We start from the raw sequence: 26,433 nt of genomic DNA, 5'->3' as shown, positions 1-26,433 counted from the left end.
GTCAGTTCAGGCGCGTCCAGACCCCCGCTTGCCCCGGTTTGCGGGCCGCTTGGGGCGCCTTGGGCTGGGCTAGGGGTGGCCTCGACCCGGCCAGACACGTCAGTTTTGCCGCTTCTGGTCGGCTGTGAACACGGTAACTTCGCTCGAAAGTCCCGCAATCAACCGCCGTGGACTATCGCCGTCGATCGCGATCCGCACCGGCACCCGCTGCGTGACCTTGACCCAGTTGCCGGTCGCGTTCTGCGCCGGAAGCACCGAGAATTCCGCGCCTGTTCCCGCTCCTATCGAGGCGACATGCCCCTTGAGCACGAGGTCGGGATAGGCATCGAAGCGGATCTCGGCTCGCTGGCCCACCGCCATGTCATCGAGGTCGGTCTCCTTGAAATTGGCTTCGACATAGGCTGTGCCGTCGCGCACCAGTGTCAGGACCGGAAGATTTGGGACGACCTGCTGGCCGATCTGAAGGCGATCAGCCTGAGCGATGCGGCCGGCAACGGGCGCACGCACCTCGGTCCGGCGCAGGGCAAGTTCGGCATTGGCACGGCGCGCCTGGGCGGCAGCAACCTGCGGGTTGACCCCGGGAACGGCTGGGCCGCTCGCGAGCCGGGCACGCGCCTCACGCTGGCGATCTTGGGCCTGCCGCACCGCCTCTCGTGCCTGCACCACCGCCTGTTCGGCGGCCTCGTAATCGGCCTTGGTCGAAAAGCCTTTGTCGCGCAGCGCCTTGACCCGGTCGAAGCGCGACTGGGCAAAGGCGACATCAGCGCGGGCGGCTTCGATATCGGTGCCGGTCAGCTCGCTCGCGTTCGAGAGCGCGATGACATTGGCCTGAGCTCCGGCAATTGCGGCATTGGCGTCTGCGATCTGGAGGCGGAACGGCTCGGGATCGATCCGGAACAGTAAATCACCCGCCTTGACCTGCGACCCGTCGGCAACGAGCACTTCGACGATCGGGCCGCCCACTTCGGCGCTGACGGCGACCATATCCTGCTTGAGATAAGCATTGTCGGTCGAAACCTGCCCCTGCAGGCTCATCCAGTAGAGCGCCGCGCCTGCGATCAGTGCGAGCGGTACGACCAGCATCACGGCCCATCGGCCCCACGGCTTGCGCGCAGGCGATGCCGGGGAGGGCGCGACGCCCGTAGCGGCGGCGAGCGACGGATCTGCCTCAGCCATGGACAATCTCCAGCTGGCGTGCGGCAAGCAGATTGGTGTTGATCCGTTCGAGCAGGCTGGCGAAGACAGCGCGTTCCTCGCCGTCAAATCCGGCCAGCATATCTTCGAACAGGGTTTCGACGCTCGCACGCAAGCGCGTGACAATGCCGCGGCTCTTGTCGGTCAGATGGAGGATGCGGGCGCGGCGGTCGTTCGGATCGCTCTGGCGCTCGATCCAGCCGGCGTCTTCAAGCCGATCGACAATGCGGGTGAGGGTGATTGGTTCGATTTCCAACCGCTCGGCATAGAAGGCTTGGTTCTCATTTGGATTGCGCTCGAGCGAGAGTAACAGGCGCGCTTGCGGTCCGGTGAGCCCCAGTCCTCGCACGCGCTCGTCGAACAGGCGGCGAAGCTGACGCGAATTGTCGGCGAGTCGGTATCCGGTATCAATGATCATGTGCCTACATATAATAAGCACACTTATTATACTCAAGCTCTCTGGCCCGTCGTCGCAAAGCGGGCTAGCAATCCGGCCATGATGCTTTCGACCGAATACTTCGACAGCTTTGACGGCACCCGTCTGGCGTTTCACACCACTGGCACGGGCCGGGCGGTGATCCTGCTCCACGGCCTGTTTTCGTCGGCACAGATGAACTGGATCAAGTGGGGTCATGCGGCGCGCCTTGCAGAGACGGGTTTTCGCGCGGTGATGCTCGATTTCCGGGTGCATGGGGACAGCGCTGCACCGCAGACGGCGGAGGCTTACCCGCCGGGCGTGCTGGTGCGCGATGTCGCGGCGCTGATCGACCATCTGGGCTTGGGCGAGGAGGAATATGATCTCGCCGGGTTCTCGCTGGGTGCGCGCACCTCGGTGCATGGCTGTGCAAGCGGCGTGTTTGCGCCGCGCCGGCTCGTGCTGGCTGGCATGGGTGTGTCGGGCCTTGCCGATTGGAAGCGGCGTGCCGGGTTCTTCACACGTGTGATCGACGAGTTCGAGACCATTACCCGTGATGACCCGGCGTGGCTGTCGCGCCAGTTCCTGAAATCGCAGGGCGTTGATCGGGTCGCGGCGAGGCTGCTGCTCAATGCCTTCGAGGATCTCGATCTGGCGATGCTGGCCAATGTCACCATGCCGACGCTAGTGATCTGCGGTGACAAGGATCAGGACAATGGCTCGGCGCAGGATCTGGCTGCTCTGCTGCCTGATGCACGATATGAGGCGATCCCCGGCGGCCACCTCGACAGCGCCACCAAGCCCGAACTGGGCGAGGGAATCGTCAGCTTTCTCGCAGCTTGATTCCCGTTGCGGCGCAGTCCAAACGGGCGGGCATTGCTACCGTCCCGAATGACAGGATTTGCCATAATGACGCTTTCCGCATCCCTGCTGCGCCCGACTCTCATGGGCGCTGCCGCCGCGATTGCCATCGCTGTTGCTGCGCCGCTTGCCGCTCAGGATGCAGCCGCGCCTGCTGCGCCTGCGGCTGAACCGGCTGCACCGCAGTTCCCGCTGACGCCGCAGGGGGCGAAAGACTTCCTTGCTGCGGTTGAGGCGGATCTCGGCAGCTTCTCGGTGGAATACGCCCACATCTCGTGGATCAATGCGACGCACATCACCTACGATACCGATGCGATGGCAGCCAAGTATGGCGCTGATCTGACGGTCAAGCAGGTCGGCTACGCCAACGAGGCGGCCCGTTATGCCCGGGTGTCAGGTCTTGATCCGGAGACCGCACGCAAGCTTGATATGCTGCGTAACAGCATCGGAATGCCTGCGCCCGCCACGCCCGGCGCCGCCGAGGAAATGAACGATATCGCCACCCGGCTCGGCTCGGCCTACGGGCGCGGCAAGGGCACCTTGAACGGGCAACCGATCAATGGATCGGACATCGAAGCCGAGATGGGCAATCTCGAGCGCACGCCCGACGAACTGAAGGAGATGTGGGCGAGCTGGCACGACAACGTCGGCGGCCCGATGCGCGCCGATTACACCCGCATGACCGGCATCGCCAATCAGGGTGCCAAGGAGCTGGGCTTTGCCGATCTCGGCGCGATGTGGCGCTCGGGCTACGACATGAGTCCCGACCAGTTCGCCGCCGAGACCGAGCGCATGTGGCAGGAAGTGAAGCCGCTTTACATTGCGCTCCACACCTATGTGCGGCGCAAGCTCAACGAGAAGTATGGTGATGCGGTGCAGCCGCGCACCGGTCCGATCCGTGCCGATCTGCTCGGCAATATGTGGGCACAGGAATGGGGTAACATCTATCCGCTGGTGGCTCCTGCAGGTGCGGGTGATATCGGCTATGACCTGACCGACCTGATTGCCAAGAAGAACCTCAACGCCATCGGCATGACCAAGGTTGGCGAGCAGTTCTTTTCGTCGCTGGGATTCGCGCCGCTGCCGGCAACCTTCTGGGAACGCAGCCAGTTCACCAAGCCGGCTGACCGCGAAGTGGTGTGCCACGCTTCGGCCTGGAATATCGACAATGTCGATGATCTGCGCATCAAGATGTGCATCAAGCCGAACGCGGATGACTTTACCACCATCCACCACGAGCTCGGCCATAACTACTACCAGCGGGCCTATAACAAGCAGGACTTCCTGCACTTGAACGGTGCCAATGACGGCTTCCACGAAGCGATTGGCGATATGATCGCACTGTCGATCACGCCCGAATATCTCGTCCAGATCGACATGCTTGATCCCAAGGACGTTCCCAGCGCCGACAAGGATATCGGCCTGCTGCTGCGGCAGGCGATGGACAAGGTCGCGTTCCTGCCGTTCGGCCTGTTGCTTGACCGCTATCGCTGGGGTCTGTTCGATGGCTCGATCCCCGAGGCGCAAACCAACATCGGCTGGAACGATCTGCGCCGCGAGTATCAGGGGGTGGTCCCGCCGGTCGAACGCCCGGCTGACGGCTTCGATGCAGGGGCCAAGTATCATATCCCCGGCAACGTTTCCTACACCCGCTACTTCCTGGCGCGGCTGCTCCAGTTCCAGTTCTACAAGGCCGCTTGCGATACGGCAGGCTGGAAGGGTCCGCTTCACCGCTGCTCGTTCTACGGCAACAAGGATGTCGGTGCGAAACTGAACGCGATGCTGGAAATGGGCGCTTCCAAGCCCTGGCCCGATGCGCTCGAGGCTTTCACGGGCGAACGGCAGATGAGCGGCAAGGCGATGGCCGAGTATTTTGCTCCGCTCAAGAAGTGGCTCGACAAGCAGAACAAGGGCGAGAAGGCGGGCTGGTAATGCAGACCAGGGGGGTGATCGCGGCAGTGGCGGCGCTGGCACTGGTCGCCAGCGGGACGCCTGCGCTTGCAACGGAGACGGACAATGCGCCCGCTGCGCTGTTCGTTGCTGGCAAGCGGGGCAACACGCTGTCCAAAGTCGATCTGACGACTGGCGATGAAGTGCTGCGCGTGCCGAGCTGCGTCAACCCCCACGAACTGGCAACCTCGCCCGATGGCAAACACGTCGCGCTCGCCTGCTATGGCGGGACGAGCGTGGACATTTTTACGACTGACACGCTCACCAAAATTCGCAGCATTGAACTGGGCGAAAACGCCCGGCCGCATGGCATTGTGTGGCTGACTGCGATCGATCTCTATGTGACCGCCGAAGGGCGCCAGTCGATCTTCTGGGTGCGCGATCCGCTCAGGCTCTACCCGGAGACGATCAGGGAGGAGCTGTCGCTGCTGGAATTCAAGACCGGCAAGCGCGGCAGCCATATGCTGGTCGTCGCACCCGACACCAAGACTGCCTGGACGACCGACCTCGGCGACCGGACGGTGACCAAGATCGATCTTCTTGGCAGGTATGCGCCGGTGTCGGTCGCGGTCGGCGAAGAGCCCGAAGGCATTTCGCTGTCGCCCGACGGCACGACGCTTTGGGTTTCGGCGCGCGGGTCCAATCAGGCTTTCGCGCTCGATCCGATGACGCTGGAGGTGCGTCAGACCGTCGCCACAGGTCGCTTCCCCTTGCGGATTGCGGTGTGGCCGCAGGGTGATGTCGCCATCACTTCCGACCTTCAGGACGGCGCACTGAGTGTGATCGATACGCAGACTGCGAAGGTCATTCGCACGATTCCCGTCTCAAGCCCCGTCGAGGCTCAGGCGCGCTTTCAGGTCACGATCCTCTGGTCGAAGGACGGCAACCGCATCTATGTCGCCGAGACAGCCAGCGATACCGTCGCGGAAGTCGATTTCGCCAGCGGTGTGGTGCTGCGCCGGTTCAATGCGGGCGAGGGCGGGGACGGGATGGCGATCCTGCCTTGAGCACTGCGCGGCCCCTTGCGCTGATTGGCTGGCGCGAACGCGTGAGCCTGCCCGAATTGGGCCTCGCGCAGATTCCGGCCAAGATCGATACCGGCGCGCGCACATCCTCGCTCCATGCCGAGGTGCTCGACGAGTTTCGCCGCGAGGGCCAGCGGTACGTGCGGTTCGCTGTGAACTGGAGCGGGGATCAGCATGTCTGCGAGGCCGTGCACGTAGATATCCGCGGCGTCACCAGCTCGATGGGCGAGCGGCAGGAGCGGTTTGTCATCAAGACGCCACTCAATATCGGCAGATTCACGTTCAGGGTGGAGATCACGCTGGCGAATCGTTCCCAGATGCAATTTCCGATGCTGATCGGTCGCACCGCGCTCAGGCGCCGCTTCGTCGTTGATAGCGGTCATTCGTGGCTGCAATCGCCGGGAAATCCGGATATGGGGCGCAGCCGCCGGTAGGACACCGGCTTTGAAAGGTCGTTCATGAAAATCGCCATGCTGGCGCGCAACCCGGGTCTCTATTCGCACCGGCGGCTGAAAGAGGCTGCCGAGGCGCGGGGTCACACCCTCGATATCCTCAACACCCTGCGCTGCACCGTGCACATTGCCAGCCACCGCCCGCAGGTGTTCTACAACGGCGCGCCTGTTGCCGCCTATGATGCGGTGATCCCGCGTATCGGCGCCTCGATCACCAACTATGGCCTTGCGATCCTTAGGCAATTCGAGATGCGCGGTATCTGGTCGCTGAACGAGAGCGTGGCGATCGGTCGCAGCCGCGACAAGCTGCGGAGCTTGCAGATCCTCGCCAAGCACGGCCTCGGCTTGCCGCTCACCGCCTATGCCAATGATCCCAAGGCCGCCGAAGAGATTATCAAGGCGGTGAAGGGGCCCCCGGTGGTGATCAAGCTGATCGAGGGCACACAGGGCATCGGCGTGGTGCTGGCCGAGACGATGTCGAGCGCCAAATCGGTGATCGAGGCGTTCCGCGGGGCCAACGTCAACATCCTCGTGCAGGAGTTCATTAAGGAAGCGGGCGGCACCGATATCCGCGCGCTGGTGGTCGGTGGCAAGGTGGTAGCGGCGATGCAACGCACTGGCGCGCCTGATGAATTCCGCTCAAACCTCCATCGCGGCGGCAGTGCCAAGGTGATCAAGATTACCCCCGAAGAACGCTCCACCGCGGTGCGGGCGGCCAAGCGCATGGGGCTGAATGTGTGCGGCGTGGATATGTTGCGCAGCAATCACGGCCCTGTGATCATGGAGGTCAATTCCTCCCCCGGCCTCGAAGGGATCGAGAGCGCGACGGGCAAGGACATCGCCGGGCAAATCATCGACTTCATCGCGGCCAACGCCAAGAGCGCGACGACCAAGACCAAGGGCCGGGGCTAGTCGCCACTCGTGCCGCATGTTCCACGTGGAACATCCCCGCAAATCGGGCCTAACAGGGGTCTAAGGGGGGTCTAGAGGGGGTCTAGCAGGGGTCTGGGAACGTCGGTCAGGCGTTCCGCGCCATCAGCCCGCCATCGACCGGGATCGCGACCCCGGTGATGTAGCTTGCCGCGGGGAGCACCAGCGACAAGGTGATGTGCGCCACCTCCTCCGGCTCGCCGTAACGACGCAGGGCCGTGCGCCGCTTGGCGAAGATCACCTTGTGCTCCTCGGCCACGGCATCGGTCATCGCGGTGCGGATCGGCCCGGGACAGATGCAGTTCACAGTGATCCCCTCGGGCCCGAGATCGACTGCCAGCCCGCGGGTCAGCCCGATCACGCCGGTCTTGGCCGCGACATAGGGCGTATCGCCCGGGGTCGCGCCGAGCCCTTCCGTAGAGGCGATGTTGACGATCCGCGCCGCATCGCTCTGCCGCAGGAACGGCAAGGCGGCGCGCACCATGCGCTGATGCGCGGTCAGCATCACCGCAAGGGCGCGGTGCCACACGTCCTCATAGGCCGGATCATCGAGCGCACAGAAGCTCGAAACGCCGGCATTGTTCACCAGAATGTCGATCCGCCCGAAATCGGCGGCGATCTGCGCCACCGTGCGGGTGATCGCTTCCGCATCGGCAACGTCAAGCGCATAGGCCCGCGCGCCCGCTCCGCATTCGGCCGCGACGGCCTCGCAGGCCGCAAGATCAAGATCGATCACGGCCACATGCGCGCCCTCGGCCGCGAACAGCCGGGCCGTCGCACGGCCCATGCCGCTAGCCGCCCCGGTGACGATGGCGACCCGGCCCGCGATCGAGCGCGACAGGCTCACCGGAACGGCGGCTCGTTGAATGCGCGCAGCTTGCGGCTATGCAACCGGTCGCCCTCGTCGCGGAGCATCGCGCAGGCGACGATGCCCATCTGCAAGTGCGCCGCGATGGCTTCCTCGTAGAACTTGTTGGCCTGCCCCGGCAGCTTGATCTCGCCGTGGAGCGGCTTGTCGGAGACGCACAGCAGCGTGCCGTAGGGCACCCGGAAGCGGTAGCCCTGCGTGGCGATGGTCGCGCTTTCCATGTCGATCGCAATCGCGCGGCTTTGCGAGAAGCGCTTGGCCGAGGAGGAATAGCGCAGCTCCCAGTTGCGATCATCGGTGGTCACAACCGTGCCGGTGCGCATCCGCTGCTTGAGGTTCGCGCCCTGTACGCCCGCGACCTTTTCCGCCGCATAGGCCATCGCCTGCTGCACTTCGGCAATCGGCGGAATCGGCACTTCGGGCGGCAGCACCACGTCGAGCACGTGATCATCGCGCAGATAGGCGTGAGCCAGCACGAAGTCGCCGATCTTCTGGGTCGAACGCAGGCCGCCGCAGTGGCCGATCATCAGCCACGCGTGCGGACGCAACACCGCGAGGTGATCGCAGATCGTCTTGGCGTTGGATGGGCCGACGCCGATGTTGACGAGGGTGATCCCGCGCCCGTCCTCGCGGATCAGGTGGTAGGCGGGCATCTGGTGCTTGCGCCATGCGGTATCGTTGAGCTGGCTCTGCGCGTTGGTGGTCGCCGTGCGGATATCGAGCCCGGCCGCGCCGGTCAGTGCGACATAGCCGTCCTTCCCGATCTGGGTGGCACCCCAGTTCACGAATTCATCGACATAGCGGTGATAGTTGGTGAACAGGATGAAGTCCTGAAAGTCGCTGACTTCGCTGCCGGTGTAATGCTTGAGCCGCGCGAGCGAGTAGTCCGTACGCAGGCCATCGAACAGCGACAGCGGCATGTCCGCAAGCCCGTCGAACTCGATCCCGTCGGCCAGCTCGTCGCCGATCAATGCCAGATCGGTCGAGGGAAAATGCGTCGCGATGTCCTGCGGCGCAGTGCCGACCATTGCGGCGCCGGCCTCGCCATCAAGCACATAGGGGAAGGGGATTTCCTGGCGCGAACGCTCGACAGTGATGTCCACCTCGTATTCGGTTGCGATCAGCTGGAGCTGTTCGGTGAGGTACTTGGTGAACAGATCGGGCCGTGTGACCGTGGTCGAATAGGTGCCGGGCATCTCGAGCCGGCCAAAGGCGCGGCTGCGGTCGCGCGGAGCGCCAACGCCGGCATAGCGGATGGTGATCTGCGGATAGGCGTAGCTGCCGTCCTCGCGCCGGCTCTGCGGCGGTAGGGTGCCGTCGCGCCCGAAGGCGATGACGTCGTCGCGCAAGGTGCGAACGGCTGCGTCATAATGGTGCTGCAGCTGTTCGAGGATGCTCGGAATGTCGATCATGGCAGTTGTTCTGCTCCTTTGTTGTTATCGTTGTGTGTCAGCACTTTTGCGCGTGCGGACGCTGTTTACAAGAAGGGCGCGAAGATCATGGTGATCTTCGCGCCCTGATGTCTTGCGCCTGAAAGGGCCGGGAAGCTTACGCGTCCTCGCCGCCTTCGAGCAGTTCGGCGGGGATTTCACCCGGCTCGAGGCTGGTGTCGATGCGGGTCGCATCGGCCTGTTCCTCGATCGCGCGCTGTTCGTCTTCGAACATCGCCGCAAGCACGTCGACGCCTTCGCTCTGCAGCTTGGCTTCGTCGTCCGAACGGGCAACGTTGGCCTTCACGGTCACGCGCACTTCGGGGTGCAGGGCAACGGTCACGTCATGCATGCCGATGGTCTTGATCGGCGCGCCGAGGATGACCATGCGCTTGTCGACCGAGTGGCCCTGTTCGGCCAGACCGGCGACGATGTCACGCACGCTCACCGAACCATAGAGCTGGCCGGCGTTCGAGGCAGCGCGGATCAGCACCACTTCGGCACCGGCAACCTTCGCACCCTGTGCTTCAGCATCGGAACGACGTGCGGCATTTTCGGCCACCAGACGGTCGCGGTTGGCTTCGAAGACCTTCTTGTTGGCTTCGTTGGCGCGGAGAGCCTTCTTCTGCGGCAGCAGGAAGTTGCGCGCATAGCCGTCCTTCACGGTGACAACGTCACCGATCGAGCCGAGCTTTTCGATGCGCTCAAGGAGAATGATATCCATGTGTCCTTCTCCTCTTACTTCACGATGAAGGGCAGCAGACCGATCTGGCGCGCGCGCTTGATCGCCTGGGCCAGTTCACGCTGCTTCTTCGCCGAAACGGCGGTGATGCGCGAAGGCACGATCTTGCCACGCTCGGACATGAAGCCCTGCAGCAGGCGCACGTCCTTGTAATCGATCTTCGGGGCGTCCTTGGCCGCGAACGGGCAGGACTTGCGGCGGCGGAAAAACGGGCGGGCCATCAGTCGCGCTCCTCACGGGTTTCGCGACGCTTACGTTCGCGTTCGTTCTTGCGCATCATCACCGACGGGCCTTCCTCGTGCTCTTCCACGCGGATGGTCATGTAGCGAATGACGTCTTCGTTGATACGGGTCTGACGCTCGAGCTCGGCAACAACCGAGCCGGGGGCATCGATGTTGAGCAGCACGAAGTGCGCCTTGCGGTTACGCTCGATCTTGTAGGCGAGCGACTTGAGGCCCCAGGTTTCGGTCTTGGTGACCTTGCCGTTGCCGGCCTCGACGATTTCGGTAGCTTGCGCTGCCAGCGCGTCAACCTGAGCCTGGCTCAGATCCTGACGCGCAAGAAAGACGTGCTCGTAGAGCGCCATCCTGCGTCCTTTCACTTCCCTGCCGATCGCTGGCTGATCCGCACCGGTTGTGCGGGGCCCCTCCGGCTTTCTTCGATACATCGCCGGGCGGTTCCCATGCGAAGCGCGGCCCCTTACAGCTTTGGCGATGAATTGCAAGTCTTGTCGGCAGGGAACCGGACGGGCAGGCGAGGGGTTTGGGTTGAACGATTCGCAACAGGGGTTTCGCCGTGCCTTCAGGACTTGTCGCGCTGCTTGATGACATTTCGGTAATTGCCAAGGCGGCTTCGGCCTCGGTCGACGATGTGGCGGTCGCCGCAGGGCGTGCGGGAACCAAGACCGCGGGCGTGGTCATCGACGATGCGGCCGTGACGCCGAGCTATGTCACCGGCCTTTCCCCGGCGCGCGAATTGCCGATCATCTGGAAGATCACCAAGGGCAGCCTCAAGAACAAGCTCATCTTCCTGCTCCCGGCAGCGCTTTTGCTGTCCGAATTCCTGCCGGCGGCGATTGTCTGGTTGCTGCTGCTCGGGGGCTCCTTCCTTGCCTACGAGGGCGCCGAGAAGGTGATGGAGAAGCTGGGCGCGGCCAAGCATGGCGCGACGCTTGAAGACGAAATCACCGATCCGGTCGCTTTCGAGAACGAGCGGGTGGGCGGGGCGATCCGTACCGATTTCATCCTCTCGGCGGAGATCATGGCGATCGCGCTGGCCGAGGTCGCCGACGAAAGCCTGGTCATGCGCGGCGCGGTGCTGGCGCTGGTCGCTGTTGCCGTGACCGTTGCGGTCTATGGCGCTGTGGGCCTGATCGTGAAGCTCGACGATATCGGCCTCCACCTGACCGAGAAAGCAAGCAAGGGCGCGCAGGCCTTCGGGCGTTTCCTGCTGCGCTTCGTGCCCAAGCTGCTGACCACGCTCTCGATTGTTGGCACCGTGGCGATGCTTTGGGTCGGCGGGCACATCATCGTCGACAGCCTGCACAAGCTCGGATGGGACGGACTCTATGGGCCGATCCATGCCGCCGAGCATGTGGTGCACGAGATGGCGGGTTCGGCCGGCGGCGTGCTGGGCTGGCTGACGGCGACCGCGCTTTCGGCGGTGGTCGGCCTGATTCTCGGCAGCATCATCGCTTTCGTCCTGCACAAAGTGCTGGGTGTGGGCGCGGGCGAGGGGCACTAAGCCCCAGCCCATGACTGTTCCTGTCCTTTACACCTGCGCGCGTTCGCGCGGGCTTCGCGCAACCTGGGCCGCCGAGGAAGCGGGGGTCGATATCGACCTCAGAATCTTGCCGTTCCCGCCGCGCTACCTAGCGCCCGAGTATATGGCAGTGAACCCGCTCGGCACGGTGCCGATGCTGGTTGATGGCGATACAAAGATGACCGAGAGCTGCGCCATCGCGCATTATCTCGCGACCCGCGGCGGCTACACGCCTCTCGCCATCGCGCCGGGGGAGCGCGATTACGGCGAATACCTCGATTACACCTACCACGCCGATGCGACGATCACCTTCCCGCAGACGGTCTACATGCGCTTCTGCCTGTTCGAGAAGGACAAGGGACTGCAAGAGGCGGGCTACGCCTATGCCAAGTGGTTCCACAAGCGGCTGATCAAGGTCGAGGAGCGCCTTCAAGGCCGCGAATTCCTCTGCGCCGACCGCTTCACGGTCGCCGACATTTGCGTCGGCTATGCGCTGATCTTGGCGGAGAGCGTGGGATTGGACGAGGGCGTGCCCGAAAGCCTCAAGGAATATCGCGCCCGTCTGACTGCGCGCCCCGCCTATATCCGCGCGCTTGAACGCGAAGAAGCTGGCCGGAAGGCGCTCAGTCCCGTCCAGCCAGCCCCTTGAGCCCGAGCGGCGCATAGTCGCCGATCACCAGCTGCTCGAACACCCCGAGCCCCACCTCGCCATCCGGCCCCGTCACGCGGGCAAGCATTTGCACGTGGAGATTGTCAGGCCGCGCCGGATCAATGCCGGCCAGATCGATATCCTCGCGCTCGACCTCCAGCGCGCCATGGTCGAGACCATGCCCCCACTTGGGCGAGGTGTAGCCGAGCCCGCGCATCTGGAAGCGGCTGACAGGCTCGATCCGGAACGTCTCCGCACCGATGGCAAGCTCGCTTGCGGCAGGCCAGCGCGTACCGTCTTCCAGGCGGGTCGTCATGCGGGGTTCATGGTGTTCGGTAAAACCATCAGCCCCGGCACCATCAGGAGCGATCACGGCGCGGGTGTTCCATGCCGTGCCGTCAGCGTGGGCGTTGAGGTGGAAGAACAGGCTGCGTCGCGGCATGTTGATCGGGGTCCACTGCCAGAAGAACTGCGGCACCGCGCGTCCGGCGAATTGCGGATCAGCCGCACCGATCGGGCGCACGCCCCAGCTGCGGTCGCGCGTACCCACGCTGCCCGCCGCCAGCGTCTCGCGCACCCCGTCGACCGCGATCCAGCCCTGATAATGGCCGTTCTGGGTGAGGCGTGTGTAATCCATCACCGTGCGCGGGCCGATGCGCCATGTGAAGCGCGGCTCATTGATCGGAAAGGCGCGGCCCGTGAAGGTGATGTCGGCGGCGATCCCTTCGCCATCGACGATCACACGGAGCGACTGGAGCGGCTCCACCACTTCGATGCGGATCGGCCCGCAGGAGATATCCATCCGCTCCATTCCGAGCCTTCGGCTGGCATGGAGGCAATGCTGCACCCCGTCCCTGACGATGCAGAAATGCGCGTCCGCGACATCGAGATGCGGGTAGACGCCGAAAGCGGCGGCGAAGAACCCGCTCCCGTCGGGCGCATAACCATTGAAGAAATAGCGGTCATAGAAATTGCGATCCGTGCCGGAAAAAGCGACCGGATCGGGCGTTTGGTGGATCGGGTAATCGTCCCCCCGGCTCAAAGCCATCGGCCTATCCTTTCTTGAGGAGATCGAGACTGGCGTGCTGGTGGCACAGCGCGCAGGCACCGCGCGCCATCGACAGGAAGTTGGCATCGCCGCGAGGGGTCTGCACCACGAAGGCGCTGCTGAACACCGCCGTTGATACGCCGTGGAGTGCGCCCACCACATAGTCGCGCCAGATTGCATCGAGGGTAAGCGGCACGCCGCGCGCGGTCATCTCGGCGCAGTAGAGTTCCAGCAGCTCGCGTTCATGCGCGCGTCGCAGCGCATCGCCGATGCCGCAGCCGAGGAAATAGCCGATGTCTGTAAGGCCGTTGCCGATGGTGAGCGTCTGCCAATCGAGCACTGCCACCGGCTCCGCGCCGCCCTTGATATCGAACAGCACATTGTCGAGCCGGAAATCGCCGTGGACGAGGCTGGTTTTCTCATGTGTGCGATCCGTGACGGCGGTGTATTCAGCCAGCGCTTCGCACAGCGCCATGAATTCGGGTTCAAGCGCGTCGCAATATCTTTCGCGGAAAACCGCCTGCGCGCGGGGGTAAAGCGCCTTCACCTGCGCGGCGGCGGCCGGATCCGGCTGTAACCAGTCGAGATCGAGGATCGCCGGGTTATTCCAGCTTGGTGCGTGGAGCGCCGCGGCTTGCCGCACCACTTCCCGGGCATCGTCGATAGTGCAGCCAGCCAGCTGGTTGCCGCCGCGCGCGGGGCCGAGGTCCTCGAACAACAGCACGAAGCTTGTGCCGTCCTCGGCCATTTGGGCGGCGAGGGTGCGGGGTGTCCGGATCGGCAATTGCGGAGCAAGGTCGCGGTAGAAGCGCACCTCTTTGGCATAGAGGCCGAGCATCGCGGCAGTCGCCCTGCTGGTGGGATCGGCCGCCGCAAACTTGCCCGCCAGTGTGACGCCCTGTTCGTCCGCGAAATCGAGCGTGAAGCGCACAGAATCGCCGACCTGGCCGGTGCCGATCGGCTCCCAGCGCCAGCGATCAGGAACACGGCCGAGCACCGCGTTCCACCAATCATCGGTGATGTCATCCGGATGCGCCGGAAATGCGCTCATCCCACTCTCCCGATGCGACGATAGGGCAGGGCTGGTGCGCGGCGCAAGGCCTCACGCCGCCTGATCGGGCGTGACCGGTCTACCAGCGGGCGCTGGAACGCGAAGAGACGGGGCGCAAGGCGATCGAGACCAAGAAGGGATAGCGGCGGGCGGCGCACCGATTTGGGATTGCGCGGGCAAGCTGTTACACCCTGTGCGGGCAGACCGCCCGGGGGGATCGACAATGGTGGCGGCGACGCAAGGCAGGGATCGCATCGACACGCTCGATGCCCTCCGGGGGCTCGCCCTGTTCGGCATTCTGATGGCCAATATTCTCTACTGGTCGGGCTGGTCGTTTATGCCGGCCGCGCAGCAGCAAGCCCTTGCCGGGGTGGACGGGGTGGTCTGGCAATACCGGTTCAATCACCTGCTGATCGACGGGAAGTTCTACACCATCTTCTCGTTGCTGTTCGGCGCGGGGTTTGCGCTCCAGATCGGGCGGTTGCAGGCGCGCGGAGCCGACGGGATGCGGATCTATCGCCGCCGCGTGTTGGTGCTTTTGGGCATCGGATTGACCCATTCGCTGCTGATCTGGGACGGCGATATCCTGACGCTCTATGCCTTGCTCGGCATGCTCTTGCCGCTGTTCTACGGGTGGAGCGAGCGCCGCTTGCTGATCGCCGCGGGGCTGTTGATCTTCGTGGTGCCGATCATCGGCGTCTGGCTGTTCCACGCGCTGGGCTTTGCGCCCCACCGCTATCTCTACGGCATTGCCGATGCGATTGTGCGGGGCATGGGCATCGATCCCGCGACCGACAAGGTGCTGGAATGGTTCCAGCGCGACGACTTTCGCGGCTGGGCGGCCTGGCAGGGCACGGGATGGATCTATGCCTGGGCGCTGAAGCTCGAGACCTGGCGCATCCCCAAGGTACTGGGGATCATGATGATCGGGCTGGTGGTCGGGCGCAGGTTGGTGACGGGCACTCTACTGGAAAACCGCGCGCTCTTGCAGCGCGTACTGGCGGGCGGGCTGGTGGTCGGCGTGCCGGGCAGCCTTGCCTATGCGCTGATCGGGCATAGCGGGCAGGACAGCCTGCCCTCGCTGATCGGCACGGTGCCGCTGGCGCTGGCCTATGCCGCCGGATTTGCTCTGGCATGGCCGCAGGCGAAAGGTGTGCTGCGCCACCTTGCGCCGGTGGGGCGCATGGCGCTGACCAATTATCTCACCCATTCGCTGATCGGTCTGGTGTTCTTCTATGGCATCGGGTTTGGCCTTGCTGGCCGGTTTACGCCGCTCCAGTTCTACGCCATCGCCGTGATGATCTTCGCAGCCCAGATGGTGTTCTCCCGCTGGTGGCTGGATCGCCACGAACAGGGCCCGATGGAGGCTTTGTGGCGACGGGCGACCTATGCCGGACTGGCGAAGCCTCAGGCCGCCTGATCGGGCGTGACCGGCCTTGCCGAGAGTTCCCTCCGCAGGAGCTTGCCGATCGGATCGCGTGGGAGTTGGTCGACGAACTCGATATAGCGCGGGCGCTTGTAGCCTGCGATCTGGCCCTTGAAGCGCGCGGTGATTTCCTCGCGGGTGAGGCTCATGCCGGGCTTGAGCACCACGAAGGCTTTCACCGCCTCGCCCCACTGCTTGTCGGGCACGCCGCAGCAGCCTGCGTCCGCCACTTCGGGCATGGCGGCGAAGACCGCGTCGACTTCCGCCGGATAGACGTTTTCACCGCCGGTCTTGATCAACTCCTTGGCGCGGCCGAGCAAGTAGCCGCGCCCGCGTTCGTCCATCGTGCCCAAATCGCCGGTGCGCAGCCAGCCGTGGCCGAGCGCGGCCTCGCTTGCTTCCGCATTGCGCCAGTAGCCGAGCATCACCGAAGGGCCACGCAGGCACAGCTCGCCTTCCTCGCCGGGGGGCAGGTGGTTGCCCTCGGGATCGAGCACCGTCATGGTCACATGGGGGAGCGTCCAGCCGATCGAGCGCGGGGCTTCGAGCATGTCGGCATAGTCCATGAAGGTCGCAAAACCGCAGATCTCGGTCTGGCCGTAGCCGCCGACAACGCGCGCATCCCATTCCTTCTCGATGAATTCGTACATCTGCGGACGGCCCATCCCTGCGCCGCCGGTGTAATTGGTGAGCGGCATCACGCCGTTGCGGATCGGGTTCATTGCCTGCCACGGGAACGAGATGGTCGGGAAGGCGCTGGTGGTGGTGCAGCCTTCGCAGTGCAGCAGATCGAGGATCGCGGCGTTATCGTCGTCGCGGCCGGCGAACACGCTGGTGCCTCCGCAAGCGAGCATGGCGGCGACCTGCTGCATCCCCACGACATGGAACAGCGGGTTGACCGAGAGCAGCACCTCGTCGTGGCGGAACCCGCGGTGCTGGGCAAAACCGAGCGCGCTGGCCGCGACCGCGCTTCCGGCCTGCAGGCAGCCCTTGGGCCGTCCGGTCGTGCCGCTGGTGTACATCATGTAGACGGGGCGATCAGGGGCAAGGTCGAGGCCGAGGTCGTAGACGTGGCTCACCGGGCCGTGGGTAGCCGTTGCTGCGCATTCGAAGGCGCCATCGTGGGCGTGACCTTCATCCACCGTGATCACTTCGCCGGCCTCGGCCTCGGCGATGAGGTGGGCAAAGCGCGGGTTGACGAAGGTCATCGCAACCTCGGCGTTGCCGATGATCCACGCGAGCTCAGCCGGGGCAAGCCGCCAGTTGAGCAACACCGCAATCGCCCCGATCCGTGCCGAAGCCAGCAGTGTGGTAACGAACGGCGCGCCGTCGGTCAGCAGCAGCGCGATCCGGTCACCCGGCGCAATCCCGCGCGCCAGCATCCAGCGCGCCAGATTGGTCACCCTTGCATCAAGCTCGGCCCAGGTCAGGCGCTGGGCGCCATCGACCGTGGCAAGGCGGTGGGCGTAGCGTGCGGCGCAATTCGCCAGCAGCGTATCGAGCGAGAAATCGCGGGGGTGCATGGCGCAGAGGCTAGCCGCACGTCGCCCCTTCATCCATCAGCGATTTTGTGGGTCAGCCAAGCCGCTTGAGGATCGCGCGCGCAAAGTCAGTCAGCGTATCGTCACGCGCACCCATCACCACGATCCGGTCACCCGGGCGGGCCAGACCGGTGATGCGCTCCCCGCAATCCTCACGCGCGGCGATGTATTCGGCGTTGCCACCCTCGGCGGCGATCAGATCGACAATCCGCTCGCTGCCTTCGCTGCGGTCGACGGTGCCGCCGAAATAGACCGGATCGCACATAATCGTTAGATCGTCCGGCCCCAGTTCGCGGGCAAAGGTTTGCGCCAGCTCGTGGCCCATCTGCCGCAGCGGGCCATAGCCGTGGGGCTGGAAGAACGCGATCACGCGCCCCGGTGTGGCTTTGAGCGTCCGCAGGGTCGCGGCGCATTTCTCCGGATTGTGGCCAAAGTCGTCAATCACGGTGATGCCTTGCGGGCTCGTGCCGATCACATCGAACCGCCGCGCCAGACCGGCAAAACTGGCCAGCGCCCGCACAGCATCGCCGACCGCGATCCCGGCAGCGCTCGCCGCAGCGATGGCGGCCAGCGCGTTCGAGAGGTTGTGCCTCCCCGGCATCGGCAGATCGAGCGCGAAGGTCTCACCATTGCGCTTGTCGATCACCACGGCGCTGCTGCCCAGCGCGAGCAGTTCCAGCGAGGCCGGATCGATCGTCAGATCGGCATCGGCGCTGTCGAGCCCGAAAGTCACCACCTTGCTGGCGCGCGATACCAGCAGCCGCGCTTCGGCGCTGTCGCAATTGACCACTGCCGTGCCCGAGGCTGCCAGATAGTCACCGAACAGCACCCGCAGCTCCTCGAGGCTCTTGTGGTCGAGGCTGACATTGAGCAGCACGCCGATGGTCGGGCGATAGAGCGCAATCGAACCATCGCTCTCGTCGGCTTCGCTGACGAACAGGCCGGGCTGGCCGACGCGCCCGCTGGCGAAAGGATTGTCCGGCCCGATGAAGTTCTTCATCACCGCGCCGTTCATCACCGTCGGGTCGCGCCCCGCTTCGTGCAGGATCCATGCGATCATGCCGGTCACGGTCGATTTGCCGGAAGTCCCCGCGACGGCGACCGACGTGGCTGCATCATTGAACAGGGTCGAGAGCAATTCCGCACGGCTCAACCGCTGGCATCCGAGTTCGCGGGCGCGGGCCACTTCGGGCACGCTGTCCTCGATTGCGGCCGAGGCCACCAGCACCTGATCGCTCGACGTGATCCCGCTGCCGTCCTGCGGGAACAGCGCAAAGCCGTTGGCGGCGAGCCAGGCGAATTTCTCGGGTGTGCGGCCCGCATCATTGCTGCGATCCGAACCGGCGACTGCCAGGCCAAAGCCATGCGTGATCTGCGCGAGCGGCAGCATCCCTGATCCGCCAATGCCGCAAAAGAAAAGCGGGCGCCCCGAAAGCGTCCCGGCTGTGGTCCCGTTATCCATAGGCGGCGTGGTTATGGACTTGCGCCACCCCTGACAAGCGCCATAGGCTGCGCGCCATGACGAATATCGCCATCTGTGCACCGGCCACGCCGATCACCCGCGAGCAGGCGGCTGCGCTCGAGGAACTGGTCGCGGCCGAGTACCCGGCGCACCGTGTGACGTTCCACGAACAGTGCTTCGAACGGTCAGGCCATTTCGCGGGCGATGACCTGCGGCGGCTGACGGCCTTGCTCGAATGCTCCAATGATCCGGCGTTCGATGTCGTCTGGTTCGCCAAGGGCGGGTACGGCTCCAACCGCATCGCCGAGGCGGCCGTCGCGCAGATGAACCGCGCCGCGCGGGCCAAGACCTATGTCGGCTTTTCCGATGCCGGCTATCTGCTGGGGGCGCTGTATCGCGCAGGCATCGGGCAGAGCGTTCACGGCTCGATGCCGGTCAGTGCGCGTTCGGAAGGCGGCCGCGAGGCGATCCGGCGGGTGCTGAACTGGCTTTCGGGCGACACCAGCGGGGTCGAGCCGAGCGTCGACGGCACCACCCCGGCGGCGGCCTTCAACCTCATCACGCTGGCGATGATGTCAGGCACGCCGATGATGCCCGATCTGACTGGCCATGTGCTGATGGTCGAGGAAGTGGCCGAACATTTGTATTCGGTCGACCGGCTGTTCTTCCACCTTGCCGCGACGCTTCCGCGGCTTGCGGGCCTGCGGCTCGGCGCGATCACGGATGTGCCGGAAAACTACGTCGAATTCGGCCAGAGCGAGGAAGAAATCGCGCAGTTCTGGTGTGCGCGTGCAGGCATCCCCTACCTTGGCCGCGCGCTGATCGGGCACAATTCTGCCAACAGGGTTGTGCCCTTCGGCCTTGCCAGTCCGCCCGCGCAGACGTAACGGCGCGCGCCAAAATCACGGCATAACGGGGTCTATGATGCGCGCATTCATTTTTCCGGGGCAGGGTAGCCAGAAGGTCGGCATGGGCAGCGAACTTGCCGAAGCAAGCGTGGCAGCGCGCGAAGTGTTCGGCGAGGTTGACGAGGCGCTCAAGCAGAAGCTTTCGGCGCTGATGCGCGACGGGCCGGACGACCAACTGACCCTGACCGAAAATGCCCAACCGGCGATCATGGCCAACGCCATCGCCACGCTGCGGGTGCTGGAGCAGGATTTCGGCGTGAAGCTCGCCGAAAAGGGTGGCTGCGTTGCCGGCCACTCGCTCGGTGAATATGCGGCGCTGTGTGCAGTCGGGGCCTTCGGGCTGGCCGATACGGCGCGGCTGCTCAAGCTGCGCGGGCAGGCGATGCAGGCGGCGGTGCCGCTGGGCGAGGGCACGATGGCGGTGCTCCTCGGTGCCGACATCGATCAGGCCAAGGCGCTCGCCGAAGCCGCCGCGCAAGGACAAGTGTGCGAAGTCGCCAATGACAATGATCCCTCGCAGGTCGTGATCTCGGGCCATACCGCCGCGATCGAGCGCGCTGTCGGGCTGGTGAAGGACTTCGGGATCAAGCGCGGCATGATCCTCAACGTTTCGGCGCCGTTCCATTCCTCGCTGATGGCACCTGCCGCCGCGCGGATGGCCGAGGCGCTGGGCGAAACCCCGCCTGCCGCTTTCACTCTGCCGATCTACGCCAATGTCACCGCCGCGCGGGTCGATGATCCGGAAGAAGAGCGCGCCCTGCTGGTCGAACAGGTCACGGGCCGCGTGCGCTGGCGCGAAAGCGTGCTTGCCATGCGCGCCGATGGGGTCGAAAGCTTCGTCGAGCTGGGCGGCAAGGTGCTCGGCCCGATGGTCGGACGGATCGACAAGGACGCACAGGTCGCCAGTCTGGTGACAATGGCCGACCTCGAAGCCTTCGCGAAGGAGATCGCATGATGTTTTCATTGAAGGGCATGAATGCGCTGGTCACCGGCGCAAGCGGCGGGATCGGATCGGCGATCGCCCACGCGCTTGCATCGCAAGGCGCGCGTCTGGCGCTGTCGGGTTCGAACGCGGCCAAGCTGCGGGCCTTCCGCGACGAGCTCAACGAAGCCTATCCTCACCACGATCATGATGGCCATGTCGAAATCACCTGTGATCTGGGCAACCAGACCCAGGTCGAGGAGCTGATCCCGGCGATGATCGACACGCTCGGCACGATGGACATCCTCGTCAACAACGCCGGCATCACGCGCGATAATCTGGGCATGCGGATGAAGGACGATGAGTGGGATCAGGTGATCCGCATCAACCTTGAAGCCAGCTTCCGCCTGATGCGCGCGGCCGCCAAGCCGATGATGAAGGCGCGCTTCGGGCGGATCATCAACATCACCAGCGTGGTGGGCGCGACCGGCAATCCCGGGCAGATGAACTACTGCGCCGCCAAGGCGGGCCTTACCGGCATGACCAAGGCCTTCGCGCAGGAAGTCGCCAGTCGCGGCATCACCGCCAACTGCGTCGCCCCCGGCTTCATCCGCACCGCCATGACGGCCGCGCTCGATGAGAAGCAGCAGGCCGCGATCAACGGGCGGATTCCGATGGGCCGCATGGGCGAGGGCGCGGAAATCGGCGCTGCGGTGGCCTTCCTCGCCAGCCGCGAGGCGGCCTATGTCACGGGTGAAACCCTGCACGTGAACGGCGGGATGGCGATGCTGGGGTGATTGGGACGGGCCAGTTTGGCCCTTATCCCCAGCCGAGTCGCCCCTCGCAACAACGTCAACTTGCCCGTATCGTCGCCTGCGCTAAGGTTTTGCGATAGATTCCGGCGCTTGGAGGCGATTCCTCTCCCTTCACCGCCAACCACAGGAACGATAGGCGAAAGCGATGAAGGCCACGATCGAACGCGCGACGCTGCTGCGCTGCCTCTCCCACGTGCAATCGGTGGTGGAGCGGCGCAACACCATTCCGATCCTGTCTAACGTGTTGATCGATGCCAGCGATGGCGGAAACGTCCGGGTGATGGCGACCGACCTCGATCTCCAGGTGGTCGAGACGATGTCGGCTTCCTCGGTCGATCAGCCGGGCGCGATCACGGTTTCGGCGCACCTGCTGTTCGATATCGCGCGCAAGCTGCCGGAAGGCAGCCAGGTGAGCCTGACCACCAATGACAACCGTCTGGAGGTCAAGGCGGGCCGCTCGAACTTCAAGCTCCCGACCTTGCCGCGCGACGATTTCCCGGTGATCGTCGAAGGCGATCTGCCGACCAGCTTTGAACTGCCCGCCCGCCTGCTGGCCGAGCTGATCGACCGCACCCGGTTCGCGATCTCGACCGAGGAAACCCGGTACTATCTGAACGGCATCTTCCTGCACGTGACCGACGAGGACGAGCCGCTGCTCAAGGCTGCGGCGACCGACGGCCACCGCCTTGCGCGTTTCACCATCGCGCGCCCGGAAGGCGCTGCCGGGATGCCCGATGTGATCGTGCCGAGGAAGGCTGTGGGCGAGCTGCGCAAGCTGCTCGAAGAGGCGCTCGACGGCAACGTCCTGATCGACCTCTCGGCCAGCAAGATCCGCTTCACGCTCGGCGGCGAGGGCGGCATGGTGCTGACCAGCAAGCTGATCGATGGCACCTTCCCCGATTACAGCCGCGTCATTCCGACCGCGAATGACAAGCTGCTGAAGGTCGATCCCAAGCTGTTCCATTCGGGCGTGGACCGCGTGGCGACTATCGCCACCGAGAAGACCCGCGCGGTCAAGATCGGGCTCGACAATGACCGTGTGACGCTCTCGGTGACCTCGCCGGACAACGGCACCGCAGTCGAGGAACTGGCAGCCGATTACCGCGCGGAGAGCATGGAGATCGGCTTCAACGCCAATTACCTCAAGGACATCCTCGGCCAGATCGATGCCGACACGGTCGAACTGCACCTCGCCGATGCCGGCGCACCGACGCTGATCCGCGAGAACGAAAAGAGCCGCGCGCTTTACGTGCTGATGCCGATGCGGGTGTGATCTGGCACCAGCCGGACGAGAGGACGAAAGGATGAAGCCGAGTTTGTTCCGTTTCATCTTGGCTGCGATGTGTCTGGCACTCGCGCCGCACGCGTGGGCAGGACAGAAAGCCGAGAAGATCGCGGTAACGCCAGATGGCGAGCGTGCACTGGTCATCATCAAGGCCAAAGAGCTTGAGCCGCCGCTCAACATGGCGAGCGGCTTTCACCTGACTTTCGCGCCGTATGACGCGCAGCAAGAGGCGATTGGTGGCAGCATTCTCGGTGGTGGGTTCACGCTGCTGGCCAAGCCCAAGCTGTTCTATGACGGCTATCTGGTCGCTGACGTTCCTCCGGGAACTTACGCCTTCCAGCAGTTCACGCGGCAGGATCGCTGGGCGCTGTGCTACAACAATAATAGCCGCGTCTTCACCATCAAGGCCGGCGAAGCGCTATATCTGGGGGAGTTTGACAGTCGCGGGAGCCTCATGGACCTCGAAAACGAAGTGACCAAATCGTTGCGCTTTACATCTGTAGGCGGATCGCTGGTGCATTTCTTTGACGTTGCAGCGCCGCGCATCAAGCCAGTTGGCGAGGGTGAGATTGCAAAGGTTCAGTCGTTTGTGACCAGCCGCATGCCGCGAACCACGTCTATCGTTCAATCGGCGGTCTTCAGCGAAGGCCGCTTCGGCACCGGCAAAGACCTGTTCGGCACCAATCGTGTCTGCGGCGGCTATTACAAGGGTTCAGCCAAGCCGAAATGATCGGGCACGGACTGCCAAGCTCGGCACCAAATCAAGGAGGCGAGAGCCCGATGACCAGCACCCAAGTCCACGTCCGCAAGGACGCATTGAGCGATGCCGCGCTTGTCGAACTGCCGCTGGCCCCGCTGGCTGAAGGCGCGGTGCGGCTTGCCATCGAGAGCTTTTCGGTCACCGCCAACAACGTCACCTATGCGGTGGTGGGCGACGGGTTCAGATACTGGGACTTCTTCCCGGCGCCCGAGGGCCTCGGCATCGTGCCGATGTGGGGACATGCGCGGGTGATCGAGAGCAACCATCCCGATATCGCGGTCGGCGAGCGGGTCTATGGCTACCTGCCGATGGCGAGCCATCTCGATGTGCGGCCGGGCAAGGTATCCGCGAGCAATTTCTCGGACATGACCGATTACCGCCAGCCGATGAGCCCGGTCTACAACAGCTACAACCGTCTCGCCGCCGACCCCGAGCATGACCCCGCGCGCGAGGCCGAGCGGATGATTTACGGGCCGCTGTTCAAAACCGGCTTCATGATCGATTACTTCATGCGTTCGGAAAACTGGTTTGGGGCGGGGCAAGTGCTGCTGACCAGCGCTTCGTCAAAGACCGCGATGGGGCTGGCGAGTGTGGCCAGGCAGAATTCGCCGAAGATCAGGCGGATCGGGCTGACCTCGCGCGGCAATGTCGCCTTTGTCGAAAGCACCGGGCTGTACGATCAGGTCGTGGCCTATGATGATCTCGCCGACCTGCCGGTGGTTGATACTGTGTCGGTCGATTTTGCGGGCAATCCCGCGCTGCTGGCCGCGATCCATGGCCATTTCACGGATGCGCTCAAATACTCGTGCCTGGTGGGAGCAACCCACATCGAGGAGCGCGGTGCGGGTTTCGGACAGTCGGGTGGCCTTCCCGGTCCCAAGCCTGAACTGTTCTTCGCGCCGCACCACTTCGTCAGCTTTTTCAAGCAGCATGGGGCGGTCGAAGGCGGCAAGATGGTCGCCGCGACGTGGCATGGCTTCCTTGGCGCCGTCGAAGGCACGATCGACATCGTCAGGCTCAAGGGCCTGGAAGCCGCGCGCTCCACGTTCGTCACCATGATCGGCGGGACCGTGGATCCGGCCAAGGGGATCGTGATCGAGCCATGAGCCGGACGGCGGCGGGTTACTCCGCCGCCTCGGCCAGTTCCACGCGCTGCGGCCCGCGGATCAGGCCGCCGGGCGTTTCGCCCGTCCACTGCCCGTCGCGGAAAGTCACGACGCCGCTCTTGATGGTCGCAACATAGCCTTCCGCCTTCTGCAGCAGCCGCTTGCCGCCCGCAGGCAGATCGAAAGCGAGCCACGGCTTGCCGAGCTTGAGGCGCTCCAGATCGATCACATTGATATCGGCTAGGTAGCCGGGCGCAATCACCCCGCGATCTTCGAGGCCATAGAGCACCGCCGTATCGCGGCATTGGCGCTTGATCGCCTGCTCCAGCGTGATCGTCGCCCCGCGCTTGCGGTTCTTCACCCAGTGTTCGAGCATGAAGGTGGGCGAGGCCGCATCGCAGATCGTCCCGCAATGCGCGCCGCCGTCGGACAGCGAATTGACCGTGTCACCGGCGTGCTGGAGCGGATGGAGGAAATCGAGATTGCCGTCGGCGTAGTTGAGGATCGGCAGGTAGATGAACCCTTGGCCCTCATCGCGGCAGAGCAGGTCATAGGCATATTCCTGCGGCGCCACCCCGGCGGCCAATGCACGGGCATTGATGCTGGCTTCCGGACCGGGCTCATAATCGAAATCGGGGTCCATTTCGTATTGCAGCGTCCAGCCCATGCTGATCGCCATCACCACGCCGCCGATGTCCTTGGGAGCATCCGTGTAATCATTGGGTTCGGCCAGCATCTGCGCCTTGAAGGCGGGATCGAGGAGCTTGGCTTTCTGCTCCTCCCACGGCAGGTCGGCGATCGCCATCCAGCTGGGGCGGAAGCGGAAGGGGTGGACGGTGCCTTGCCACGCCATCACGATCCCGTTGCCGCGCAGCGCGATCTGGGCGACGATGTTCGCACCATTATCGTTCTCGGCGCGCATGGCTGCGATCTGTTCGTCCAAGGTCATTTCCTTGGCGATCGATTGCAGGGCCGCGAAGGTGACGGGGATTCTGGCTTCGCGGCTGAGCTGACCCATCCAGCCGAATTCATTCCATTCGCGCTTGAGGTCGCTCGCGATCTCGAACACCGCGTGCCCACCTGCTGCCTGCGCGCGGCCCATGGCCTTGCCGATTGCGATGAGTTCCTCGGGCGTCGCCGTGGTGCCGGGGACAAGTTCCCCATCGACCGACTTGTGGAGCACGGTGCGCGAGGTCGAAAAGCCCAGCGCGCCCGCCCGGACGCCCTCTTCGACAATCGCGCTCATCGCCGCGATATCCTCAGGCGTGGGAACTGCACCCGGCTGTTCGCGATCGCCCAAAACATATGCACGCACAGCGCCGTGGGGCACATGGGTGCCGATATCGACCGTGCGCGGGAGTTTCTCGAGCGCGTCGAGATATTCGGGGAAGGTTTCCCAGTCCCAGGTGATCCCTTCGGCGAGCGCGGTGCCGGGGATGTCCTCGACCCCCTCCATCAGGCTGATCAGCCATTCGTGGCGATCGGGGCGGGCGGGGGCAAAGCCGACCCCGCAATTGCCCATCACCACGGTGGTGACCCCGTGCCAGCTTGATGGCGCCATTTCCTGATCCCACGTCGCCTGCCCGTCGTAATGCGTGTGAATGTCGACAAAGCCGGGCGCGACGATCTTGCCGCTCGCATCGATCTCCTTGTCGGCGCTTCCGCTGATCTGGCCGACTGCGGCAATCAGGCCATCGCTGACCGCCACATCGCCGGTGAAGGCCGGAGCCCCGGTGCCATCCACAATCGTGCCGCCCCGGATGATCAGGTCATATTGCGCCATTCTGTCTCTCCCTTATGGGGACGATGATGTCGCAAAGCGCGCAGACCCA

At 64.4% G+C, this 26,433-nt stretch carries 26 protein-coding genes; 14 read left to right on the top strand and 12 right to left on the bottom strand.

Annotated elements, in window-relative coordinates; translation table 11 throughout:
* Positions 1-99 precede the first annotated feature (99 nt).
* Together BG023_RS10660 and BG023_RS10655 are read right to left on the bottom strand one after the other, a co-directional pair.
* Entirely contained in the window at positions 100-1,176 is a 1,077-nt protein-coding gene (locus BG023_RS10660) for an HlyD family secretion protein (RefSeq protein ID WP_069310438.1), read from the bottom strand.
* The gene (locus BG023_RS10655; protein ID WP_069310437.1) at positions 1,169-1,612 is read right to left on the bottom strand and encodes a MarR family winged helix-turn-helix transcriptional regulator; all 444 of its coding nucleotides are present in this window, start codon (positions 1,610-1,612) and stop codon (positions 1,169-1,171) included. Before BG023_RS10655 ends, BG023_RS10660 begins: the two co-directional genes overlap by 8 nt.
* Before the next feature lie 78 nt (positions 1,613-1,690).
* Between BG023_RS10655 and BG023_RS10650 the strand changes: the two genes are divergently transcribed.
* From BG023_RS10650 to rimK, 5 genes are all read left to right on the top strand, one after another.
* Positions 1,691-2,452, top strand: coding sequence for an alpha/beta fold hydrolase (locus BG023_RS10650; RefSeq protein ID WP_069310436.1), 762 nt, complete (start codon positions 1,691-1,693; stop codon positions 2,450-2,452).
* Between the two features lie 66 nt (positions 2,453-2,518).
* On the top strand, positions 2,519-4,402 hold the full coding sequence (locus tag BG023_RS10645; protein WP_233992988.1) for a M2 family metallopeptidase: 1,884 nt from the start codon (positions 2,519-2,521) through the stop codon (positions 4,400-4,402).
* Positions 4,402-5,427 (top strand): YncE family protein, encoded by a 1,026-nt coding sequence (locus BG023_RS10640; RefSeq protein WP_069310435.1) that lies wholly within the window; start codon positions 4,402-4,404, stop codon positions 5,425-5,427. Before BG023_RS10645 ends, BG023_RS10640 begins: the two co-directional genes overlap by 1 nt.
* The gene (locus BG023_RS10635) at positions 5,424-5,879 is read left to right on the top strand and encodes an ATP-dependent zinc protease family protein (protein WP_069310434.1); all 456 of its coding nucleotides are present in this window, start codon (positions 5,424-5,426) and stop codon (positions 5,877-5,879) included. Before BG023_RS10640 ends, BG023_RS10635 begins: the two co-directional genes overlap by 4 nt.
* A 24-nt stretch (positions 5,880-5,903) precedes the next feature.
* The gene (gene rimK, locus BG023_RS10630) at positions 5,904-6,809 is read left to right on the top strand and encodes a 30S ribosomal protein S6--L-glutamate ligase (RefSeq protein WP_069310433.1); all 906 of its coding nucleotides are present in this window, start codon (positions 5,904-5,906) and stop codon (positions 6,807-6,809) included.
* A 106-nt stretch (positions 6,810-6,915) separates the two neighbouring features.
* On the opposite strand, the gene BG023_RS10625 is transcribed toward rimK, so the two are convergent.
* The 5 genes from BG023_RS10625 to rpsF form a co-directional block, all read right to left on the bottom strand.
* On the bottom strand, positions 6,916-7,674 hold the full coding sequence (locus BG023_RS10625) for an SDR family NAD(P)-dependent oxidoreductase (RefSeq protein WP_069310432.1): 759 nt from the start codon (positions 7,672-7,674) through the stop codon (positions 6,916-6,918).
* Positions 7,671-9,107, bottom strand: a complete 1,437-nt coding sequence (locus BG023_RS10620; protein WP_069310431.1) for an AMP nucleosidase — start codon at positions 9,105-9,107, stop codon at positions 7,671-7,673. The genes BG023_RS10625 and BG023_RS10620 overlap by 4 nt, the downstream gene beginning before the upstream one ends.
* Positions 9,108-9,243: 136 nt before the next feature.
* Positions 9,244-9,849, bottom strand: a complete 606-nt coding sequence (gene rplI, locus BG023_RS10615) for a 50S ribosomal protein L9 (RefSeq protein WP_069310430.1) — start codon at positions 9,847-9,849, stop codon at positions 9,244-9,246.
* A gap of 14 nt (positions 9,850-9,863) precedes the next feature.
* The gene (gene rpsR / locus BG023_RS10610; protein ID WP_017665523.1) at positions 9,864-10,088 is read right to left on the bottom strand and encodes a 30S ribosomal protein S18; all 225 of its coding nucleotides are present in this window, start codon (positions 10,086-10,088) and stop codon (positions 9,864-9,866) included.
* Positions 10,088-10,453 carry a 30S ribosomal protein S6 gene (gene rpsF, locus BG023_RS10605; protein WP_069310429.1) on the bottom strand — a complete coding sequence of 122 codons (366 nt, stop codon included), beginning with the start codon at positions 10,451-10,453 and terminating at the stop codon, positions 10,088-10,090. The genes rpsR and rpsF overlap by 1 nt, the downstream gene beginning before the upstream one ends.
* Before the next feature lie 209 nt (positions 10,454-10,662).
* Here rpsF and BG023_RS10600 point away from each other — a divergent pair, with 209 nt between their 5' ends.
* Complete coding sequence (locus tag BG023_RS10600; protein ID WP_069310428.1) at positions 10,663-11,610, top strand: DUF808 domain-containing protein; 948 nt, start codon at positions 10,663-10,665, stop codon at positions 11,608-11,610.
* 10 nt (positions 11,611-11,620) lie between these two features.
* The gene (locus tag BG023_RS10595; RefSeq protein ID WP_069310427.1) at positions 11,621-12,277 is read left to right on the top strand and encodes a glutathione S-transferase family protein; all 657 of its coding nucleotides are present in this window, start codon (positions 11,621-11,623) and stop codon (positions 12,275-12,277) included.
* Here BG023_RS10595 and BG023_RS10590 read toward each other — a convergent pair.
* Entirely contained in the window at positions 12,252-13,325 is a 1,074-nt protein-coding gene (locus BG023_RS10590) for a hypothetical protein (RefSeq protein ID WP_069310426.1), read from the bottom strand. The two genes, BG023_RS10595 and BG023_RS10590, sit on opposite strands and share 26 nt — an antisense overlap.
* 4 nt (positions 13,326-13,329) lie before the next feature.
* Positions 13,330-14,376: a phosphotransferase family protein gene (locus BG023_RS10585; protein WP_069310425.1), complete on the bottom strand. Its 1,047-nt coding sequence runs from the start codon at positions 14,374-14,376 to the stop codon at positions 13,330-13,332.
* A 223-nt stretch (positions 14,377-14,599) separates the two neighbouring features.
* Here BG023_RS10585 and BG023_RS10580 point away from each other — a divergent pair, with 223 nt between their 5' ends.
* Positions 14,600-15,796 carry a DUF418 domain-containing protein gene (locus tag BG023_RS10580; protein WP_083234655.1) on the top strand — a complete coding sequence of 399 codons (1,197 nt, stop codon included), beginning with the start codon at positions 14,600-14,602 and terminating at the stop codon, positions 15,794-15,796.
* Here the strand turns inward: BG023_RS10580 and BG023_RS10575 are convergent.
* Entirely contained in the window at positions 15,784-17,325 is a 1,542-nt protein-coding gene (locus BG023_RS10575; protein ID WP_069310424.1) for a class I adenylate-forming enzyme family protein, read from the bottom strand. The genes BG023_RS10580 and BG023_RS10575 overlap by 13 nt on opposite strands.
* Before the next feature lie 52 nt (positions 17,326-17,377).
* A complete protein-coding gene (locus BG023_RS10570) occupies positions 17,378-18,805 on the bottom strand; it encodes a glutamate ligase domain-containing protein (RefSeq protein ID WP_069310423.1) in 1,428 nt (475 codons plus the stop codon).
* Positions 18,806-18,861: 56 nt separating this feature from the next.
* On the opposite strand from BG023_RS10570, the gene BG023_RS10565 reads away from it, so the two are divergent.
* From BG023_RS10565 to BG023_RS10540, 6 genes are all read left to right on the top strand, one after another.
* The gene (locus BG023_RS10565) at positions 18,862-19,692 is read left to right on the top strand and encodes an LD-carboxypeptidase (protein ID WP_069310422.1); all 831 of its coding nucleotides are present in this window, start codon (positions 18,862-18,864) and stop codon (positions 19,690-19,692) included.
* 37 nt (positions 19,693-19,729) lie between these two features.
* Positions 19,730-20,668: an ACP S-malonyltransferase gene (fabD, locus tag BG023_RS10560; RefSeq protein ID WP_069311264.1), complete on the top strand. Its 939-nt coding sequence runs from the start codon at positions 19,730-19,732 to the stop codon at positions 20,666-20,668.
* Positions 20,668-21,432, top strand: a complete 765-nt coding sequence (gene fabG / locus BG023_RS10555; protein WP_069310421.1) for a 3-oxoacyl-[acyl-carrier-protein] reductase — start codon at positions 20,668-20,670, stop codon at positions 21,430-21,432. Before fabD ends, fabG begins: the two co-directional genes overlap by 1 nt.
* A gap of 163 nt (positions 21,433-21,595) precedes the next feature.
* The gene (gene dnaN / locus BG023_RS10550; protein ID WP_069310420.1) at positions 21,596-22,723 is read left to right on the top strand and encodes a DNA polymerase III subunit beta; all 1,128 of its coding nucleotides are present in this window, start codon (positions 21,596-21,598) and stop codon (positions 22,721-22,723) included.
* A 43-nt stretch (positions 22,724-22,766) separates the two neighbouring features.
* Positions 22,767-23,465: a hypothetical protein gene (locus BG023_RS10545; protein ID WP_190315757.1), complete on the top strand. Its 699-nt coding sequence runs from the start codon at positions 22,767-22,769 to the stop codon at positions 23,463-23,465.
* 50 nt (positions 23,466-23,515) lie between these two features.
* Positions 23,516-24,601, top strand: coding sequence for a DUF2855 family protein (locus BG023_RS10540; RefSeq protein WP_069310418.1), 1,086 nt, complete (start codon positions 23,516-23,518; stop codon positions 24,599-24,601).
* A 16-nt stretch (positions 24,602-24,617) separates the two neighbouring features.
* Here BG023_RS10540 and BG023_RS10535 read toward each other — a convergent pair whose 3' ends face one another.
* The gene (locus tag BG023_RS10535) at positions 24,618-26,384 is read right to left on the bottom strand and encodes an N-acyl-D-amino-acid deacylase family protein (RefSeq protein WP_069310417.1); all 1,767 of its coding nucleotides are present in this window, start codon (positions 26,382-26,384) and stop codon (positions 24,618-24,620) included.
* Positions 26,385-26,433: the final 49 nt, after the last annotated feature.

Source organism: Porphyrobacter sp. LM 6, from assembly GCF_001720465.1.
Taxonomy (GTDB): Bacteria; Pseudomonadota; Alphaproteobacteria; order Sphingomonadales; family Sphingomonadaceae; genus Erythrobacter.
The sequence above is the reverse complement of the archived record's forward strand: the minus strand, read 5'-3'. Positions and strand labels throughout refer to the sequence as shown.

Coding starts and splice junctions, on each gene's coding strand:
- BG023_RS10660 (WP_069310438.1), bottom strand. CDS start 1,176: ATGGCTGAGGCAGATCCGTCGCTCGCCGCCGCTACGGGCGTCGCGCCC.
- BG023_RS10655 (WP_069310437.1), bottom strand. CDS start 1,612: ATGATCATTGATACCGGATACCGACTCGCCGACAATTCGCGTCAGCTT.
- BG023_RS10650 (WP_069310436.1), top strand. CDS start 1,691: ATGATGCTTTCGACCGAATACTTCGACAGCTTTGACGGCACCCGTCTG.
- BG023_RS10645 (WP_233992988.1), top strand. CDS start 2,519: ATGACGCTTTCCGCATCCCTGCTGCGCCCGACTCTCATGGGCGCTGCC.
- BG023_RS10640 (WP_069310435.1), top strand. CDS start 4,402: ATGCAGACCAGGGGGGTGATCGCGGCAGTGGCGGCGCTGGCACTGGTC.
- rimK (WP_069310433.1), top strand. CDS start 5,904: ATGAAAATCGCCATGCTGGCGCGCAACCCGGGTCTCTATTCGCACCGG.
- BG023_RS10620 (WP_069310431.1), bottom strand. CDS start 9,107: ATGATCGACATTCCGAGCATCCTCGAACAGCTGCAGCACCATTATGAC.
- rplI (WP_069310430.1), bottom strand. CDS start 9,849: ATGGATATCATTCTCCTTGAGCGCATCGAAAAGCTCGGCTCGATCGGT.
- rpsR (WP_017665523.1), bottom strand. CDS start 10,088: ATGGCCCGCCCGTTTTTCCGCCGCCGCAAGTCCTGCCCGTTCGCGGCC.
- rpsF (WP_069310429.1), bottom strand. CDS start 10,453: ATGGCGCTCTACGAGCACGTCTTTCTTGCGCGTCAGGATCTGAGCCAG.
- BG023_RS10595 (WP_069310427.1), top strand. CDS start 11,621: ATGACTGTTCCTGTCCTTTACACCTGCGCGCGTTCGCGCGGGCTTCGC.
- BG023_RS10590 (WP_069310426.1), bottom strand. CDS start 13,325: ATGGCTTTGAGCCGGGGGGACGATTACCCGATCCACCAAACGCCCGAT.
- BG023_RS10585 (WP_069310425.1), bottom strand. CDS start 14,376: ATGAGCGCATTTCCGGCGCATCCGGATGACATCACCGATGATTGGTGG.
- BG023_RS10580 (WP_083234655.1), top strand. CDS start 14,600: ATGGTGGCGGCGACGCAAGGCAGGGATCGCATCGACACGCTCGATGCC.
- BG023_RS10575 (WP_069310424.1), bottom strand. CDS start 17,325: ATGCACCCCCGCGATTTCTCGCTCGATACGCTGCTGGCGAATTGCGCC.
- BG023_RS10570 (WP_069310423.1), bottom strand. CDS start 18,805: ATGGATAACGGGACCACAGCCGGGACGCTTTCGGGGCGCCCGCTTTTC.
- BG023_RS10565 (WP_069310422.1), top strand. CDS start 18,862: ATGACGAATATCGCCATCTGTGCACCGGCCACGCCGATCACCCGCGAG.
- fabD (WP_069311264.1), top strand. CDS start 19,730: ATGCGCGCATTCATTTTTCCGGGGCAGGGTAGCCAGAAGGTCGGCATG.
- fabG (WP_069310421.1), top strand. CDS start 20,668: ATGTTTTCATTGAAGGGCATGAATGCGCTGGTCACCGGCGCAAGCGGC.
- dnaN (WP_069310420.1), top strand. CDS start 21,596: ATGAAGGCCACGATCGAACGCGCGACGCTGCTGCGCTGCCTCTCCCAC.
- BG023_RS10540 (WP_069310418.1), top strand. CDS start 23,516: ATGACCAGCACCCAAGTCCACGTCCGCAAGGACGCATTGAGCGATGCC.
- BG023_RS10535 (WP_069310417.1), bottom strand. CDS start 26,384: ATGGCGCAATATGACCTGATCATCCGGGGCGGCACGATTGTGGATGGC.